Below are 17374 nucleotides of genomic sequence, written 5' to 3' on the forward strand. Positions count from 1 at the left end.
AACCTCGACAAGTACGTCGACGCCAACATGCCGCCGCTGCACTACGCCATGTGCGGCTGCACCGACCTGCCCGGCTACCCCCAACGCTGGAAGTAGAAGGAGCCGCTCGTGCGCGCCATCGGTGCCAACCCCTGGATCTGGTCCTCGCCCGTCGACGACGCCGCCCTCGCTGCGCTCGTGCCACGCCTCGCCGAATGGGGCTTCGACGCGGTCGAGCTGCCGATCGAGCAGGTCGGTGACTGGGACCCGGCGCGCACGAGCGACCTTCTCGCCGCGCACGGCCTCCGCGCCGCCGGGGTCTGCGCGGTCACGCCGCCGGGCCGCGACCTGGTCTGCACCGACGACGCCACCGTCGCGTCGACCCGGGCCTATCTACGGGCCTGCGTCGACGCGGCGGCGGCCGTCGGCGCGCCCTGCGTCGGCGGGCCCGTCTACGCCGCCGTCGGCCGCACCTGGCGGATGACCCCGCCGGAGCGGCAGGCCTGCTACCGGGACTTCCGGGAAGGACTCGCGCCCGTCGCCGAGCACGCCGGGGAGCTCGGCGTCACCATCGGCGTCGAGGCCCTGAACCGCTACGAGACGAGCGTCGTCAACACGATGGAGCAGACCGTCGAGCTGATCGAAGGCCTGCCCGCCAACGTGGGGATCATGCTCGACACGTACCACATGAACATCGAAGAACGCGATCCCTATGCGGCCGTGGCGGTCGCCGGCCCTTTCGTGAAGCACGTCCAGGTCAGCGGGACCGACCGCGGCGCACCGGGCAACGACCACCTGGACTGGCCCCGGTTCCTCGCGGCGCTGGACAAGGCCGGCTACACGGGCGCGCTGTGCATCGAGTCCTTCACGGCGGAGAACGAGACCATCGCCACCGCCGCGTCGATCTGGCGCCCGCTCGCCGAGACCCAGGACCGCCTCGCGCTGGACGGCCTCGCCTACCTGCGGAGCGTTATGTTCGAGGCATGAAGATCGGCGAGCTGTCGCAGCGGACGGGCGTCAGTGTCCGGGCGTTGCGGCACTACGAGGACGAGGGGCTGCTGCACCCCGGCCGGTGCAGCAACGGCTACCGGGACTTCGGTGAGGACGCCGTGGACGCGGTGGGGCAGATCCGGGCGCTGATCGACAGCGGCCTGCCGACCAGGATCATCCGCGACGTCCTGCCGTTCCTCGACGGCCCCTCGCAGGTGCTGCCCACCACACCCTGCGCGTACTTCCTGGAGGAGGTCGCCCGGCAAGTGGAGCAGCTGCAGCGCCGCATCGCGTGCCTGACCCGCAACCACGACGCCCTCGACGCCTACCTGCGGGCCGCGCGCTTGACCCTCACGCAACCGTGAAGGTTCTACGGTCGCGCCATGCGAGCGCTTCTCCAGACCTCCCTGCACGGCCCCGCCGGCCTCCGGCTCGTCACCGACGCCCCCGTGCCCGTCCCCGGCCCCGGTGAGGTCCTGATCCGCGTCGGCGCGGCGGGCGTCAACTACGCCGACGTCATGCGGTCCCACGGCACCTACGAGGGCGGCCCGGCGGCACCGTTCGTCGCCGGGCTCGAGGCGGCGGGTGAGGTCGTCGCGGCCGGACCGCACGTCACCGCCGTCCATGTCGGCGATCACGTCGCCGGTACGGGCGCCGGCGCCTTCGCCGAGTACATGCTGCTGAACGCGGCCGCGCTGACGCCCGTGCCGGCCGGCTGGACCGACGAACAGGCCCTCGGGCTCGTGCTCAACTGGGCCACCGCCCTCGCCGCGCTGCGCCCCCTCGGCCGCGTCACCGCGGGCGAGACCGTGCTGATCACGGCCGCCGCAGGCGCCGTCGGCCAGGCCGCGACGCGCCTCGCCGTCCACTACGGCGCGACGGTCATCGCCGCCGCCTCCGCCGGCAAGCACGACCTGGTGCGAGAGCTGGGCGCGGCGCACGTCCTCGACGCCCGGACCGCCGACGTCGCCGCCGGCACGCTGCGCCTCACCGCCGGCCGCGGCGCCGACCTGGTGCTGGAGTCGGCCGGCGGCGCGTCATTCCGTGCCGCCCTCGCCGCGGCCCGCCGGGTCACCGGCCGGGTCGTCGTCTACGGCGTGGCCGGCGGCGACGCCACGGTCAGCAACCGCGAGCTGAACTTCACCCACCCCGTCCACGTCATCGGCCTGCACCTCGGCGTCCTCATCGACACCGCACCCGACCTTTACGCGGCGCTGCTCACCGAGCTCACCGCACTCCGCGCGGCCGGCGTCCTGACCCCCGGCACCCCGGCCGTGCACCCGCTGGCCGACGGGCCGGAGGTCCTCGCCGCCCTCCAGTCCCGCACCACGACCGGCAAGCTCGCCCTGCGCCCCTGACAGGCCCCTGACCGACTACCCGGGCAGGTGGGCGACGACGAGCCGGGCGAGCTTCTCCGTGTCGGGCCGGCTTCTGCCGGCCTTCGGCGCGTCCTTGACGCCGGTGGAGATGACGAGCAGGGCGTCGCCGGCAGCCAGGACGAGGACCTGGCCGTTGGGGGTGTCCCAGTACGCGTCGCTGCCGACGCCCGCGACGGCGACGGCGTCGGCGGTGCGCTGCCGGGTGAACTGCGAGCGGTTGTCGGCGGCGCCGGCCGGCGTCAGGGCGCGACGGTAGCCGACGTTGGCGTAACGCTGGTCGTCGGCGGTCCAGTACACGCACGACGTGAACTTCGTGTCGGTCTTGCCGGGCTCGTTGTCGGTGAACTTCGGCGCGGGCTTGAGCTCGGCGCCGAGCACGGCCTTCGCGTCGGCCGCCTGATAGAACTCGCAGCCGGCGACCGGTGACGCCGCCGCCGCTGCCGTCGCGCTGGAGGTGGCGGCGGCGGTCGTCCGCGGTGGGGCCGGTGCGGGGTTTGCGGTGCCTGAGCAGGCGGCGAGCGCGGTCACGGTGAGCAGGAGCGCGGGTGCGACGGATCGCATGGCGATGTCCCTTCAGTTCGCTGCGGCACGGACGGATGCGGTGGCGTCGGTGGACACGGTCTGCCAGGGGGTGCCGAACACCGACTGGGCGGCGGTGTCGACGGTGCGGCGCTTGCGGACGACCTCCGTGAAGAAGGCCAGCATCTTCGCCTCGCCGTAGCGCTGGGCGAGGTAGGTGACGGCGAGCAGGGCGATGCCGTAACGGGCGGCGGTCTCGTCGAACGTGGCGTCCGCCGGCGGGCGGGTGAGGACCAGCGAGCCGTCCCACTTGCCGGCCGCCAGGTGCCGGCGGACCGACGGCAGGTCGTTGCGCAGCTCACCGCCCTCGCCGTTGGCGATGTACGCGGCGACGCCCTCGGTCAGCCACCACGCGGGGGCAGGTGGGGCGATCCCGCCGAGGGTCACGACGTGGGCGAACTCGTGGGTGATCAGGGTGGGCAGCCACGAGTCGGTCATCGTCTTGTGGTCGACGACGACGTCGGCCGCGCCGGGCTGCAGCGGGATCGTGTAGGCACCGGCGTTGGCGGCGCCGCCCGCGTACCAGTCCTTCCACTGCTCCTCGCCCGCGACGTAGACGAAGTACCGCTTCGGCGGGCCGTCGAACGAGGCGGCGAAGCGGTCGTCGGTGACGGTGGCCGCCTCCGCCGCGCGCAGCACCCGGTCCAGCACCACCGGGTCACCCGCGGCGTCGCCGGCCGGTCCGGCCACGGTGACCCGGCCGCCCTCCTTGACTGCGAGGGTCGTCGCGTCCCAGGGGCGGTGGGTCTGCTCGTGCCCGGAGAGCCGCAGCCGGCCGTGGACCACCGACCACTTCGTGGCGACGCGCAGCCGCACGGGCGTGCAGTCGTCGTCGGCGAAGCAGTAGCCGACGTCGACCGGCACCCGCCACGTGTCGTCGGTGCGGGACGGCAGGTCGGCGGTCTCCATCGTCCAGCGCCGCACGCGCAGCGCCGTGAGCGAGTCGAACCGCCGGCCGGCCTGCTCCCGCAGCGGCGCGTCGTCGGCGGCGATCGCCTGCAGGTAGCCGTCGCGGTCACCACGCAGCAGCGCCGCCGACTGCTGGGCCAGGACCTCCTGGATCGCGAACAGCGGGTTCTCGTCGGGCCGGACGACCGGCCCGGTGAGGGCGATTCCGGCACCGTACGCAGTGGGCGCCGGCGGCACCAGTAACGTGATGAGCACAGCGAACGCGGTCACCGCGGCGACGGACAGGACGAGCAGCGCGCCGTGGCGCGGGTCGGCCTGCCGTATCCGCTGCGTCCACTGGGATCGGGTCACGTCCGGACCGTAGCCGCGCGGCGCCCGCCCGCCGGCCCGCCGCCGCGGGTGTGGCATCTTTCCGGGAGCCGCCGGTTGCGCCCGCCCCGCGCGGCGAACAGGATGAGCGCGGATCTTGAATGAGGGGATGGTCGCATGAACGTCGGGGACGTCGTCGAGGACTTCGAGCTCGCGGACGAGCAGGGGGTGACCCGGTCACTCACCGGCCTGCTCGCGGACGGGCCGGTGGTCCTGTTCTTCTACCCGGCGGCGCTGACCGCCGGCTGCACCGCCGAGGCGTGCCACTTCCGCGACGTGTACACCGAGCTCAAGGCCGTCGGCGGGCATCCGGTCGGGATCAGCGGCGACGAGGTCGAGCGGCAGGCGGAGTTCGCGAAGAAGCACAGCCTCGGCTATCCGCTGCTGTCAGACCGCGACGGCGTCGTGCGGGCCCTGTTCGGCGTCGGGCGCGGCCCCCTCGGCCTCACCGCGACGAAGCGCATCACCTTCGTCATCGACACCGACCGCACGATCCTCGAGGTCATCAAGAGCGAGATCCGGATGGACGTGCACGCCGACAAGGCCGTCGCCGCGCTCCGCAAGCGGCAGGCCGCGTAAGGGCGACGCTCAGCCCGGGTCCTTGATGGAACGGTGCGGCACCGTGCCGCCGGACAGCTCACGGATGCGGGCGAGGAGCGCGACGACGAACCGGTCGGTCCCGAAGTCCCACGAGCCGCCGTCCCAGTAGTGCGACCGCTGCTGGAAGAACAGGCACGCGCGCAGCACGTCGAGATCGCCGGGCAGGCCGCCGGTGCGCTCCCAGTCGCGGCGCGCCGGGGCGACCACCTCGGCCAGGCCTTCGGAGCCACCGTGCAGGTCATAGCCGTTGTACGTGTGGGCGAACGTCACCAGCTCCGCGAACCCGGCACCCTCCCCGGGCACCGCGACGAGCGGCGGGTCGGGCCGCTCCCGCACGCGCACCTCCCGCGCGGTGACCTCGTGCCGCTCGGCGAACACGTCGACGATCAACCTGGTGTCCGGCCCGGCCGGGTCGAGGCGGAGCTCGAACCGCCCGTGCATGCCCGGCACCTGGAACGACATCCGCGGCTCGGCCAGCTCCAGCAGCACCTCCAGCTCCGGCAGCCGCAGGGCGTGCTGGTCGACGAGGTGCTGCACGCGGGCCCGGATCACCGCGTGGACGAACACCTGGATCCGGCGCAGCGTCCCGGCGGGCACGTCGAAGCGCCGCGGCGGCTCGAGCACCGCGGCGAGGTGCGCGTGGTTCGCGCGCCGGGCGAGGTCGGCGGGGCGGTCCCCGGCGGCGGTCCGCAGCCCGCGCCAGGCGCCGAGCGCGACGAGCCGCTCCACGACCTCGACGGGCGCGCCGCCGTGCGCCGCCTGGTGCAGCGGCGCGAACCAGGACGCGCCGCCGGGGCGGGCCGAGTTCACCAGTCCGGGCTCTTCCGCCAGTACCGCGAAGACACCGGCCCAGTCGTAGCGCTTCGCGCAGTCGGCGAGCCGCTGCCGCCGCGCCATGTCAGCTTTGTTGGTGCCTGCTTTGGTTGTGCCGTCCCATGCCTGCTCGCCCACGGAGAGATCCTGCCGCACGTACCCCCGGTGCCGTCGTCGTGGTGGAAGAAACTGTTATCCGGCGGGACCGGTTCCGGTCTGTTGTGCGCGAAGGGGCGTCCGCGGGCGCCCGCGGCATCATGCGACAGACCGGAGCAGGCAGTGGACACATTGGAGCGACTGGACGACGAACTCGCGGCGGCGGCCCGTGACGGGGACCGGGCGGCGATGCGGGAGCTGGCCGCGCGGTTTCTTCCGCTGGTGTACAGCGTGGTGGGCCGGGCCGCGGACCGGGACCTGGACGTCGACGACATCGTCCGGGACGCGATGACCAGCCTGGCGGCGGGGCCGGTGGTGGCGCGTGAGCCGGCCCGGGTGCGCGCCTGGGTGGTCACGGTCGCGCTGCGGCACCTGACCGACGCCCGCGCCGCCGCGCGCCGCCGGCGGCTGGCCCGGGAGAGCCGGTTCGGGGGGCTCGCCGAACGGCCCGACCCGGCGTCGGACTTCATCGGCCTCGTCATGCTGCGGCAGGCGCTGACCCACGAGCAGCGGGACGTCGCCGACGCGACGCGCTGGCTGGACCCGTCCTACCGGGACCTGCTGTCGCTGTGGTGGCTCGAGGTCGGCGGGCACCTGAGCCGGGCCGACGTGGCGGCGGCGGTGGCCCTGCCGGTCGCGCACGTGGCGGTGCGGGTGCAGCGCATGCGCGAACAGCTCGACACCGCCCGGCGGGTCGTGGCTGCGCTGCGCGCCCGGCCGGGGTGCCCGGCGCTGGCCGACCTGACGGCGTCCTGGGACGGCCGTCCGGATCCGTTGTGGCGCAAGCGGATCGCCCGCCACCTGCCGCCGTGCGACGGGCGCGCGACCCACGGCGGCGGCCGGCTGACCCCGCCCGAGCGCCTGCTGGCGCCGCTGCCGCTGCTCGTGCCGCCACCGCGCCTCACACCCGCCGCCGCGACGGCTCCGTCGGCCGGCGTCGCTGCCGGGGTGGTCATCGGTCGCGGGGCGTCGTCGGGTGTCCGTCGCCGGTGAGGGCCGGCAGCCTGCGTTCCGCGTGGCGCTTCGAGACCGCGCGGTTGAAGCAGCCACAGCTCCCTGGGCAGCGACCGCATCAGCGGTTGGTGCCGTTGCTGTCGCGGGCCGATACGCGTGATCGACCGGGTGCGGCGGTCAGCGTGGCGGCGGACGACGGCGCGAGGTTGCGTGTGCTGGCGTCCGGGGCGACGACCGCGCGGTTGCGGCGCTGGTCGGGCGGCGGCGGAGCAGGGACGGTGGCAGCAGGACCGCCCGCACCCGGATCGCGGCGGTGGCGTGCCCGGCCAGGTCGGCGCGGACCGCACCCAGCGCGGCCCGCAGCTCGGGGGTGGGCAGGGGGCGGCGGGCGTACCGGGCGTGCTCCTCGACCTCGTTGAGCAGCCGCACACCGTCGCGGGTCTCGACGCGGAGCCGGCCGTCGACGACGAGGCGGGCGACGGTGGCGCGCGGGGACTCGCCGTCGTGGACGGGCACCCGGTAGTCGAGCATCGTGTCGATCAGCTCGTCCCAGGCGTGGTGGGCGCGCGCCCTCGCGGCCTCCTCGCCCGGCGTCGCGGCCGACGCGCGGGCCAGCCGCGCCCGCCGGACCCGCCCGCGCAGCGCCGCCGGGACGAGCAGGAGCAGCACGGCGATCGCGCCGCCGAGCACCCACAGGACGACCGCCGTCGCCGGGCCGGAAGCCTTCGGGGCGGGCGTCGGCGGCTCCGCAGCGGCGGTCGGAGCGGGCGCCGCGGACGCGGACGGGCGTGCCACGGCCCCGCCCGGCCGCCCGTCGGTGGCAGCGGCGGTGGGGGCGGCGGTGGCGTCCGGGCCGGGCAGGTACGCGGTGGACGCCGAGCCGGCGATCGCCCCCGCCGGGGTCGCGTCGAACGGCAGCCAGCCGAAGCCGGGGAAGTACGCCTCGGTCCAGGCGTGCAGGTCGCGGTTGGTCATCGTGGTCGTGCCGCCGCTGCGGGTGCCGCGGGCGAAACCGATCACGACCCGCGACGGGATCCCCGCGGCGCGCAGCAGCCAGCCGAACGCGGCGGCGTACTGGACGCAGAACCCGCGCCCGGTCCGCAGGAACCCGGCCAGGTCGAGGTCCGCGTCCACCCGCGTGTCGTAGGTGAACGGCGCGAAGAACGCGTGGATCGCGTCGAGCCGGTCGTACGGCGTCGCCCGGCCCTGGACCAGCCGCTCCACGATGGACCGGACGGCCGGGTCGTCGGGCACGGCGAGGGTGTCCTTGAACGCCGGGTCGCCGGGGTCGACCGGGGCGACCCCGCGCAGGTCGCCGGGCGTGACGTCGGGCCGCACGTAGCCGACCGTGTACCGCAGCCCGGGGGCGGCCCGCCGCTCGGCGTGCACGACGCCGGTCCGCCCGTCGAAGCGCCAGCCGGCGCCCGCGCCGGTGATGCTCGTCGGCCAGGCGTACACCGGCAGCAGACCATCGCCGAGACCGCTGACGATCTCGATGTCGGCCCGGTAGGCGGTGCTGCGGACCGACGCGCCCCAGTCGGGTCCGGTGAGCCGGCCGGTGTCGCCGGGCGGGCGGGCGGTGAAGCCCTGACGGGTCAGCTGCTCCAGGACGCCGAGGCGCAGGTAGTACGGGTCGGGGTCGGTCGCGCCGGTCACCCGCACCATGTCGGATGTGGGGCCCTGCCGCAGCCGCGCGGCGAACGCGGCGACCATGCTGACCTCGTCGCCTCCGGGGTCACCGGCGCCAGCGAGACGGTCGAGGCCGATGCCGGGCAGCGCGAAGGGGACCAGCGGCACGAGGACGGCGAGACCCACCCCGGCGGCACCGAGCCGTCGCCCGGCCGCGGCCAGCGGCGACGGCGTCCGCGGGCCGGCACTGCCGAGTCGGCGGCCGAACCGGTGGATCCGGTCGACGCTGTCGGTGCCGAGCAGCCACAGGAAGCCCGCGGCGCCGAGGACGAACGGCAGCCAGCTGGTGCTCGCGCTGCTCGCGGTGACCGGCACGGCGTAGACGGCCAGCATCGGCAGCCCGGCGAGGGCGGGTTGGCGCTGCACGACCGCGAGCTGGTCGACGAGGAGCGCGACGGCGGCGACGCCGAGGACCGCCAGGAACATGAGGCCTTCGCGGTCGGTGACCGGCGGCGCGAACCTGGCCAGGTCGGCGGCGGCGGTCCGCAGCAGGTCGCGGAAGTGGGCGAAGGTGCCCGGTGAGGGGAGGATCCCCGCGTACTCGTGGCCGCTGCGGAACGACCAGGTCAGGACGAGCAGGCCGGCGAGCGCCATGGCCGGGGTCGGCGCCCAGGACGGCGCGCGGACGCTGCGCACGAGCAGCCCGGCGGCGCACATCGCGGCCACGACGAGGGCGGCGTGCAGCGCCCAGGTGGCGTTGTTGAAGAGCGTGCCGACCGGCAGCGCGGCCAGCAGTGTCGAGACGGCCGCGACCAGGGTGAGCCGCCGCGGCGCGCGGTGGTGCGTCGTCATCCGGTCACCCCCTGGGGCAGCCGCGCGGCCAGCTTGGCGCGGATCTTGTCGGCCGCCGGGTGGGTCAGCTCGTCGTAGATCTTCATCGCCTTGCGCCACTCGGCCTGCGCGGCCGGCAGGTCGCCCGAGTCGAAGAGGGCGTCGCCGAGCCGGTCGCCGATGCCCGCCTCGTTGGGGCTGTCGGCGAGGGCGTGGGTGAGGGCGACGGCGCGGCGGTAGCAGGCGACCGCGTCCACGAACGCGCCCATGCGGTGGTGGGCGTAGGCGAGCGTGTCCAGGGTCGCGGCCTGCCCGTGCCGGTCGTCGATCTTCTGCTGCAGGGCGAGCGCCTGCCGGCAGTGCCCGACCGCCTGGCCCGGGTCGCCGAGCTCGATGTGGTACCAGGCGGACGCGTTCAACGCGTAGGCGAGGCTGGAGGGCCGGTCGGTCGTGCGGTACAGCGCGAGGGCCTGCTCGGCGTGGTCGAGCGCCGCCGCGTTGTCGCCCTGCGCCTCGTGCACCTCGCCGAGGTTCAGGTGGGTCGCGGCCCGGCCGACAGGGTCGTCGAGCCCACGGAACAGCTCCAGCGACGCGGTGAGGGCGGCGTGCGCGTCGTCGTAGTTGGCCAGGGCGAGGTGGCCGCGGCCCAGAACCCGTTGCAGGTGCGCCTCGCCGTGCCGGTCGCCGCAGCGGTGCGCCGCCGCGAGCGCGACCCGCTGGGTGGCGATCCAGTCGTGGTGGCGGCCCTGCCGCTGGAAGAAGTTCGTGAGCGTCCAGGCGATCTGCCAGGCGAGCGAGTCGAACCCGGTCGTGGCGGCCGCGTGGACGGCGGCGGTGAGCACCGGATACTCGGCGGCGAACCACCGGCTCGCGGCCGCCTGGTCGGCGAGCGCGGGCGGCACGACACCGGCGGACGGCGGCGCCGGGTCGGGGACGCGCACCTGGAACGGGTGCTGGAGCGTGGTCGCGGCGAACGCGGTGTGCAGGTAGTACTCCAGCAGCCGCCGCGTCGCCGCGGTGCGCTCGCCGGCCGGGTCCTTGGCCGCCAGCTCGGCCGCGTACCGGCGCAGCAGGTCGTGCGCGGCGAACCGGCCGGCGGCCGGCTCGGTGAGCAGGTGCGCCCGGACGAGGTCGGCGAGCAGCGTCCTCGCCTCCTTCACCGGCACGCCGAGCAGGCTCGCCGCGGCCGGCGCACTGATGTCCGGGCCGGGGTGCAGGCCGATCAGCCGGAACAGGCGGGCCGCCGCGTCGCTCAGGGTGCGGTACGACGAGGAGAACACGGCCCGCACGTCGCCGCGGGTGTCGCCGACGTCGAACTGGTCGAGGTCGTCGCGCAGCTCGGCGGCGAGGTCGGCGAGCGGCTGGTGCGGGCGCAGCGCGGCGCGCGCGGCGACGATCGCCAGGGCGAGCGGCAGGCCGGCGCAGGCGGCCACGATCTCGTCGACGGCGGACGGCTCGGCGTCGAGGCGGGCGCGGCCGAGCCGCCGGGCGAGCAGGCGGGTCGCCTCCCCGTGGGTCAGCAGGTCGAGGGGGACCGGCTGGGCGCCCTCGGCGGCGATGAGCCCCGCGAGGTTGGTCCGGCTGGTGACGACGACGAGGCAGCCGGGGCCGCCGGGCAGCAGCGGCCGGGCGTGGTCGGCGTCGCGGGCGTTGTCGAGCACGATGAGGATGCGCCGGCCCGAGGTCAGGCTGCGGAACAGCGCGGTCTGCGCGGCCAGGTCGGCCGGGACGCGCCGCGGCGGCACGCCCAGCGCGTCGAGGAACCCGCGGACTGCCTGGGCGGGCGTGACGACGGTGTCGGCGCCGCCGAAGCCGTTGAGGTCGGCGTAGAGCTGCCCGTCGGGGAAGCGGCCGGCGACGCGGTGCGCCCAGTGGACGGTGAGGCTGGTCTTGCCGACGCCCGCGGTGCCGGTGACCGTGGCGAGGACGACGGCCTCCTCGAGGATCGCGTCGAGACGGTCGAGCTCGGCCGTGCGGCCCGTGAAACTGTGCAGGTCGAGGGGGAGCTGCGCGGCGGCCGGGACCGGTGCGGCGGGCTGCGGCGCCGGGGTTTCCGGGGCGCCGGCCTGCCGCAGCAGCCGGGCGTGCAGGTCGCGCAGCTCCGCGCCCGGCTCGGTGCCGAGGTCGTCGACGAGTTTGCGGCGGATTCTGGTGTACCGGTCGAGCGCCTCCGCCTGGTGCCCGCTCTCGTGCAGCGCCTCGATGAGGGCCGCGGCCAGGGACTCGGCGTAGGGGTGCTCCGCGGCCAGCTCGGTCAGCGGGCCGATGAGCGGCTCCACCGCGCCCGCGCCCGCGCCCCCGCCTCCACCTGCGCCGTCACCTCCGCCTTGGCCGAGTCGCAGCGCCGCCTGCGCCCAGGCGACCGCGGCGTCGAGGCGCTGCTGGCGCCAGCTCTCGCGCATGCGCTCGGCCCACGGGCCGGCCACGTCGGCGAGCGGTGCGCCCCGCCACAGGTCCAGGGCCTGCCGCAGCGCCGCGACCCGGGCGGTGTCGGAGGTTCGCGGGTCGCGGGCTTGCTCGGTGAGGGCCCGGAACCGGTGCAGGTCCACGGCCTCCGGGTCGACGTCGAGGACGTAGCCGCCGGAGCGGCGGACCAGCGGCGACGCGCCGCCGTCCTGCAGGGCGCCGCGGAGCCGGGCGACGTACACGTACAGCGCGTGCCTGGCCCGGTCGGGCGCGTCGTCGGCCCAGACCCGGTCGATGATGGTCTCGATCGGCACGAGCCGGCCGGCGTCGGCGGCCACCGCCGCGAGCACCAGGCGCTGGCGCGGCGGCCCGGCGTCCAGCCGCCGGGTGGCGGTCCACGCCTCGATCGGTCCGAGCAGCCGGAACTCCATGGACCTCCCCGTCCCCCGTTGTATCGACGATGCCGGTCCGGCGTATCGACGCATCCTACGGCAGCTGCCATCGGCGCGGAGACCTCCGGCGCGGCATCGGGGGAGGTGGACGGCTGTGCGTGCGGCCGCCGGCAGGATCGGCGAGCGGCCGCCCGGGCTCGCAGGCGAAGCACCGCCTCGCCGGGCGGGACGACGGCACCATGCGTCTCGGGCGGCCAGGGCTGGATGTCCGGCGGCCGGTTCCGGCGGGGGCTTACGGACGGAGCGGGTCCAGGGCGGATACAACGTCCCCGGCACCGCTATACATCGGCCGGGGCCATCTGCGCGGCGAACAGGCGGACGAGGTCTCCGGCACGGTGGCCGCCGGTGCCGTCGGCGGTGACGAGCCGCGCGTCGACCAGCTCGTCGAGCGCGTCGCCGGCCCGGTCGGGGCTGAGCGTGGACGCGGCGGCGAGGTCGTGCGTCGTCACCGGCTGCGGCAGGCCGGCGAGGGTCCGCAGCGCGTCCATCGCGGCCGCGCTGACCGTGGCGCAGCGGGCGGCGAGGCTCTCCCGGATCGACAGGTCGTGCGCGCGCAGCTCGTCGAGGCGGCGCTCCGGCACCCGCAGCCGCCGGGCGCACGCGGCCGCGGACCGGTCCGGGCGGCCCAGCAGCCGCGCCACGACGATGCGCAGCGCCGCCGGCAGGCCCTCGCAGTGGGCGGCGACCTCGTCGAGCGCCACCGGATCCTGCGCGGGGCCGAGCGAGCCGAGCAGCAGCGCGACGGCGTCGGACCGGGACAGGGGGTCCAGCGGCACCAGCGCGACACCGTCGATCGTCGGCAGCGGCCGGCTGGCGGCGATCACCGCGAGGCACCCCGGGGCGGCCGGCAGCAGCGGCCGGACCTGCGCGACGTCGTCGACGCCGTCGACGAGCAGCAGCACCCGGCGGCTCGCGAGCGCGGTCCGCAGGCGGGCGGTGCGGGCGGCGAGCCCGCGCGGGACCGTCTCGTCGGCGACGCCGAGCGAGTGCAGCAGGTGCGCCGCCGCCGCGGCCGGGTCGGCGGTGCCCAGCCGCACGAAGAGCTGCCCGTCCGGGTACCTGTCGGCGAGCAGGTGCGCGGCGTGCACGGCGAACGCGGACGCGCCGACGCCCGGCGGCCCGGAGACGCAGACGGCCCGGGCGCCGGTGGCGACCGCCGAGAGGACGGCGTCCACCGCCGGCTCGCGCCCGACCAGCACCGCGGGGCCGGGCGGCAGCTGCCGCGGCGGTTCCGGCCGCGGCCGGTGCGCGGGGACCGGGAGCGCCGCGAAGGCGGGCGCCCCGGGATGCGCCGCGAACGGCTGGCACGGCGCGGTCTCGTCGAGCGCCGGGTCGCGGGCCAGCATCGCCGCGTGCAGGCGCCGCAGCTCCGGGCCCGGGTCGACGCCCATCCGCTCGCGCAGCGCGGCGCGCGCCTCCAGGAAGCAGCGCAGCGCGCCGGAGACGTCGCCGGCGCGGTACAGGGCGCGCATCAGCTGCCCCCAGGTGCGTTCGCGCAGCGGGTGCTCCACGACGGTGCGCCGCAGCTCGCCGATGAGGACCTCGTGGTGTTGCAGGGTGAGCCGCGCGTCGACGAGGTCCTCGACGGTGCGCAGCCGCTCGTCGTCGACCGCGGCGAGGCGCTGCCCGAGCCCGCCGGGGCGGGGCAGGCCGACGCCCGCGTGGTCGTCGCGCCAGCACGCGAGGGCGGCGATGAGCCGCTCGACCGCCCGCGACGGGTCGCCGGCCCGCAGCGCCGCGCGGCCCTGCGCGGCGAGCTCCGTGAACTCGGTCAGGTCGAGCTCGCCGGGCTGGACGGCGATCCGGTAGGCCCGCTCCTGGCCGAGCAGCCGCGAGCCGGCGACGGTGTCCGGGTCGGCGAGCAGCTTGCGGACGCGGACCGCGTACGTGCGGACGTTCGCCACCGCCGAGCGGGGCGGCGCCTCGTCCCACAGCGCGTCGACGAGCCGGTCGACCGGGACGAGGCGGTTGGCGTTGAGCAGCAGCGCGGCGAGCAGCGCCTGCGGCTTGCCGGCGGGCAGCTCGACCGGGACCGCACCGGAACGCACCGTGAGCTGCCCGAGAATCTGGAACGAGAACGACATCGGCATCCCCGTGGTCGTAACGCGCGCCGGCCGGGACCGGCGCGCGTTCCCCCGATGACCCACTGGGACCAGTGGTCACCGGCGATGTTGCCGCGGAGACCCTGCCGAAACCCTGCGGGAACCTCAACGCCCTGGTCAGCCCGTTCTTTCGGGGCCTGACGACCTCGCCGCCGGGGGTGGCCGGCCGACCGCGGCCTGCGGCCGTCGGGGCGCAAGTGCATCAAACTGGACTGGTGTAAGGTGCTCGTCGTGGACCCTCAGGTCGGACTGCTCACCGTGCTCAAGGAGTGGGGGCGGATCGGCTGCGTCGGCTTCGGCGGCCCGCCCTCACACATCGCGCTGCTGCGGCAGCTGTGCGTGGACCGCCGCCGGTGGCTGGACGCGACCGAGTTCGAGGACGCGGTCGCGGCCTGCAACCTGCTGCCCGGCCCGGCGTCGACCCAGCTCGCCATCTTCTGCGCGTGGCGGGTCCGCGGGCGGGTCGGCGCGCTCGTCGGCGGGGCCGCGTTCATCGTGCCGGGCCTCGTCCTGATCCTCGCCCTGTCCGTGCTGTTCCTGGCCGGGTCGCCGCCCGCATGGGTGCGCGGTGCCGGGGCCGGCGCCGGCGCGGCCGTCGCGGCGGTCGCGGTCCAGGCCGGCTGGAGCCTCCTCCCGGCGAGCCGGCAGCGGGCCTGGCAGTCGGGCAGCAAGGTGCGCTGGGTGCTGTACGTCGCCGTCGGGATCGTGGCCGCGGCGACCCTCGGCCCGTGGCTCGTCCTCGTCCTGCTCGCCTGCGGCGTGCTGGAGGCCGCGCTCACCGTCGCCGGCACCCGGCGCGCTCCCGGCCTGCCGCTGCTCGCCGCGGCCGGCGCGGGCGGGGGAGTGCTGCTGTCGATCGCCTGGGTGGCGCTGAAGGTCGGCGCGCTGTCGTACGGTGGCGGCTTCGTCATCATCCCGCTGATGCGGGCCGACGCGGTCGATCGCTTCCACTGGATGACCGACGCGCAGTTCCTCAACGCGGTCGCGCTCGGGCAGATCACGCCGGGCCCTGTCGTGCACACCGTCGCGGTGGTCGGCTACGCCGCGGCGGGCATCGGCGGTGGCGTGCTCGCCTCGGTCGTGGCGTTCAGCCCGTCGTTCGCGTTCATCCTGCTCGGCGCGCACCGCTTCGACCGCCTGCGGGGCGACGCGCGGGTCCGGGCGTTCCTCGACGGCGCCGGCCCCGCCGCCATCGGCGCGATCCTCGGCTCCGCGATCCTGCTCACCGCCGCGCTGCGCGAGCCGTGGCAGTTCGCCGTCCTCGCCGGCGCCGCGGTCCTGCTGCTGCCGCTGCGCCGGGGCGTGGTTCCCACCCTCCTCATCGCCGCTGCGATCGGCGTAACCATCAGTTTGATTTGATGTATTCTGAGTTCATGGAGGATTCACCACCGGGCGTGCTGCGCCTGGCCGGGCATCCCGTGCGGTGGCAGCTGCTGCGGGAGCTGTCGCGCAGCGACCGGCAGGTCGGCGAGCTGGCGGCGCTGGTCGGCCAGCGGCAGAGCCTGACCTCCTACCACCTCGCCCAGCTGCGCTCCGGCGGCCTGGTCCGGACCCGGCGCAGCTCCGCCGACAAGCGCGACACGTATTACAGCCTCGACCTGGTCGAGTACCGCGCGCAGCTCGCCTCGGCCGGTCTCGCGTTGCACCCCGGCGTGCACCTCGCCCCCGCGGAGCCGCCGCCGTCCTTCCCCCGCACCCCCGTCCGCGTGTTGTTCCTGTGCACGGGCAACAGCTCCCGCTCCCAGATGGCCGAGGCGCTGCTGGAGCGGCTCGGCGGCGGCAGGGTCCGGGCCGCCAGCGCCGGCAGCGACCCCAAGCCCGTGCACCCCGAGGCGGTCCGCGTCATGCGCGCCGCCGGCATCGACATCGCCGGCCGCCACCCGAAGCACCTGAGCGTCTTCGCCGACGAGCCCTTCGACCACGTGATCAGCCTGTGCGACCGGGTCCGCGAGCTGCGCCCCGCGTTCGCCGGCGCGCCCGCCCTCGCCCACTGGAGCCTGCCCGACCCGGCGACCTCGACCGAGCCGTCGCCGTTCGCCCGCACCGCCGAAGACCTGACGACCCGCATCACGTTCCTGCTGCACGCCATCGACAGCACCCTCGAAAGGTCGCAGTGATGAGCCTCGAACTGAAGGATCTGGTCCACGTCCGGTACATGGTCGGCGACGTCCCGGCCGCCGTCGCGTTCTACACCACCCACCTGGGCTTCACGGTCAGGACCGACGCCGCGCCGGCCTTCGCCGACGTGGTCCGCGGCCGGCTCCGCCTCCTGCTGAGCGGTCCCGCCAGCTCCGCCGGCCGCCCCCTGCCCGACGGCGCGGTGCCCGGACCCGGCGGCTGGAACCGGATCCATCTCCTCGTCGACGACCTCCCCGCCGAGGTCGCCCGCCTGCGCGCCGCCGGCCTCACCTTCCGCAACGACATCGTGAGCGGCCCCGGCGGCCACCAGATCCTCCTGCAGGACCCGTCCGGCAACGCGATCGAGCTGTTCCAGCCCGCCGCCTGACCGGCCGGGCGGCCGGCACGCTCCTGCGCCACGACCGGGGCATCGTCACCACCGGCTCGGCCAGCGCGGGTCGCGTCGCGAGGGGTTTCCGCGTCGGTACCCCTCGCGACGCCATCTGACGTGCCGTCTACTCGGGTGCGGACCCCAGCGCCTCGACGAGCGGGTTGCCGTCCTCGACCGGCGCGTCCAGCTCGAGCCGCCGCAGCACGTCGATGTACGCGGCCGGCGGCGCCCCGTGCTGCAGCCCGAGCGTGATCGCCGTGGCGAGCGCGTCGGCCAGCCCGGCCAGCTCGGACCCGTGCACCCCCGCCCGCAGGTCCACCCGCCGCAGCGTGCCGTCCATCCCGTGCCCGGTCGTCATCGCCCCGGGCACCCCGCCGATCGTGAACTCCACCGTGCACCCGTCCGCCCGCCGCTCCCGCGGCCCCGGCACCACACCTGCCATGGCTCCACCCCGTCCGGATTCCGCGCCGGCCCCCGACGACCGGCGACGCCCCGAACCGTAGGACACCGCCCGCCCGGACGACAGCACCGACACGACCCGACTTCGAACACCAGATCGACACGCCGCGCGACACGCGGTCGGTCCGGGTGTCGCGGCCGGAATGGACTGGACGGGATGAGGATCGGGCTTGTACCTTGCTGCTGTCCGTGACACCGCCCGAGGAGGTGAGACCCATGAACGCTGTATCGAAGTGGGTGCTCCCTCTTGCCGTCACG

At 75.7% G+C, this 17374-nt stretch carries 15 protein-coding genes; 8 read left to right on the forward strand and 7 right to left on the reverse strand.

Going from position 1 to position 17374, the window contains the following annotated elements:
• The first annotated feature begins 108 nt into the window (after nt 1-108).
• Genes ABZ321_RS15835 through ABZ321_RS15845 form a run of 3 tightly spaced genes read left to right on the forward strand, consistent with a single transcriptional unit; the run spans nt 109 to nt 2327 of the window.
• The gene (locus tag ABZ321_RS15835) at nt 109-966 is read left to right on the forward strand and encodes a sugar phosphate isomerase/epimerase family protein (RefSeq protein WP_354891461.1); all 858 of its coding nucleotides are present in this window, start codon (nt 109-111) and stop codon (nt 964-966) included.
• Entirely contained in the window at nt 963-1334 is a 372-nt protein-coding gene (locus ABZ321_RS15840; RefSeq protein WP_354891463.1) for a MerR family transcriptional regulator, read from the forward strand. The genes ABZ321_RS15835 and ABZ321_RS15840 overlap by 4 nt, the downstream gene beginning before the upstream one ends.
• A gap of 18 nt (nt 1335-1352) precedes the next feature.
• Nucleotides 1353-2327: a zinc-binding dehydrogenase gene (locus tag ABZ321_RS15845; RefSeq protein ID WP_354891466.1), complete on the forward strand. Its 975-nt coding sequence runs from the start codon at nt 1353-1355 to the stop codon at nt 2325-2327.
• A 15-nt stretch (nt 2328-2342) separates the two neighbouring features.
• Here ABZ321_RS15845 and ABZ321_RS15850 read toward each other — a convergent pair whose 3' ends face one another.
• Both ABZ321_RS15850 and ABZ321_RS15855 read right to left on the reverse strand, forming a co-directional pair.
• A complete protein-coding gene (locus ABZ321_RS15850; RefSeq protein ID WP_354891469.1) occupies nt 2343-2909 on the reverse strand; it encodes a hypothetical protein in 567 nt (188 codons plus the stop codon).
• 12 nt (nt 2910-2921) lie between these two features.
• Nucleotides 2922-4187, reverse strand: a complete 1266-nt coding sequence (locus ABZ321_RS15855) for a hypothetical protein (protein ID WP_354891472.1) — start codon at nt 4185-4187, stop codon at nt 2922-2924.
• Nucleotides 4188-4322: 135 nt separating this feature from the next.
• Between ABZ321_RS15855 and ABZ321_RS15860 the strand changes: the two genes are divergently transcribed.
• Nucleotides 4323-4784: a peroxiredoxin gene (locus ABZ321_RS15860; protein ID WP_344509434.1), complete on the forward strand. Its 462-nt coding sequence runs from the start codon at nt 4323-4325 to the stop codon at nt 4782-4784.
• 9 nt (nt 4785-4793) lie between these two features.
• Here ABZ321_RS15860 and ABZ321_RS15865 read toward each other — a convergent pair whose 3' ends face one another.
• On the reverse strand, nt 4794-5702 hold the full coding sequence (locus ABZ321_RS15865; RefSeq protein WP_354891476.1) for a hypothetical protein: 909 nt from the start codon (nt 5700-5702) through the stop codon (nt 4794-4796).
• Nucleotides 5703-5897: 195 nt separating this feature from the next.
• Here ABZ321_RS15865 and ABZ321_RS15870 point away from each other — a divergent pair, with 195 nt between their 5' ends.
• Nucleotides 5898-6767 carry a sigma factor gene (locus tag ABZ321_RS15870; protein ID WP_354891479.1) on the forward strand — a complete coding sequence of 290 codons (870 nt, stop codon included), beginning with the start codon at nt 5898-5900 and terminating at the stop codon, nt 6765-6767.
• A 138-nt stretch (nt 6768-6905) separates the two neighbouring features.
• On the opposite strand, the gene ABZ321_RS15875 is transcribed toward ABZ321_RS15870, so the two are convergent.
• From ABZ321_RS15875 to ABZ321_RS15885, 3 genes are all read right to left on the reverse strand, one after another.
• Entirely contained in the window at nt 6906-9209 is a 2304-nt protein-coding gene (locus ABZ321_RS15875; RefSeq protein WP_354891481.1) for a DUF3488 and transglutaminase-like domain-containing protein, read from the reverse strand.
• Nucleotides 9206-12025, reverse strand: a complete 2820-nt coding sequence (locus tag ABZ321_RS15880) for a BTAD domain-containing putative transcriptional regulator (RefSeq protein WP_354891484.1) — start codon at nt 12023-12025, stop codon at nt 9206-9208. Before ABZ321_RS15880 ends, ABZ321_RS15875 begins: the two co-directional genes overlap by 4 nt.
• Nucleotides 12026-12324: 299 nt before the next feature.
• On the reverse strand, nt 12325-14136 hold the full coding sequence (locus ABZ321_RS15885; RefSeq protein WP_354891487.1) for an AfsR/SARP family transcriptional regulator: 1812 nt from the start codon (nt 14134-14136) through the stop codon (nt 12325-12327).
• Between the two features lie 243 nt (nt 14137-14379).
• Between ABZ321_RS15885 and chrA the strand changes: the two genes are divergently transcribed.
• From chrA to ABZ321_RS15900, 3 genes are read left to right on the forward strand one after another with little or no spacing between them, the layout of a single operon-like run.
• Nucleotides 14380-15507, forward strand: a complete 1128-nt coding sequence (chrA, locus tag ABZ321_RS15890; RefSeq protein WP_344509445.1) for a chromate efflux transporter — start codon at nt 14380-14382, stop codon at nt 15505-15507.
• A gap of 14 nt (nt 15508-15521) precedes the next feature.
• Complete coding sequence (locus ABZ321_RS15895) at nt 15522-16265, forward strand: ArsR family transcriptional regulator (protein WP_354891490.1); 744 nt, start codon at nt 15522-15524, stop codon at nt 16263-16265.
• Nucleotides 16265-16654 (forward strand): VOC family protein, encoded by a 390-nt coding sequence (locus ABZ321_RS15900; protein WP_354891492.1) that lies wholly within the window; start codon nt 16265-16267, stop codon nt 16652-16654. The genes ABZ321_RS15895 and ABZ321_RS15900 overlap by 1 nt, the downstream gene beginning before the upstream one ends.
• A gap of 127 nt (nt 16655-16781) precedes the next feature.
• Here ABZ321_RS15900 and ABZ321_RS15905 read toward each other — a convergent pair whose 3' ends face one another.
• A complete protein-coding gene (locus ABZ321_RS15905) occupies nt 16782-17099 on the reverse strand; it encodes a hypothetical protein (protein ID WP_354891494.1) in 318 nt (105 codons plus the stop codon).
• Nucleotides 17100-17374: the final 275 nt, after the last annotated feature.

It is taken from the genome of Dactylosporangium sp. NPDC006015, from assembly GCF_040614215.1.
Taxonomy (GTDB): Bacteria; Actinomycetota; Actinomycetes; order Mycobacteriales; family Micromonosporaceae; genus Dactylosporangium; species Dactylosporangium maewongense.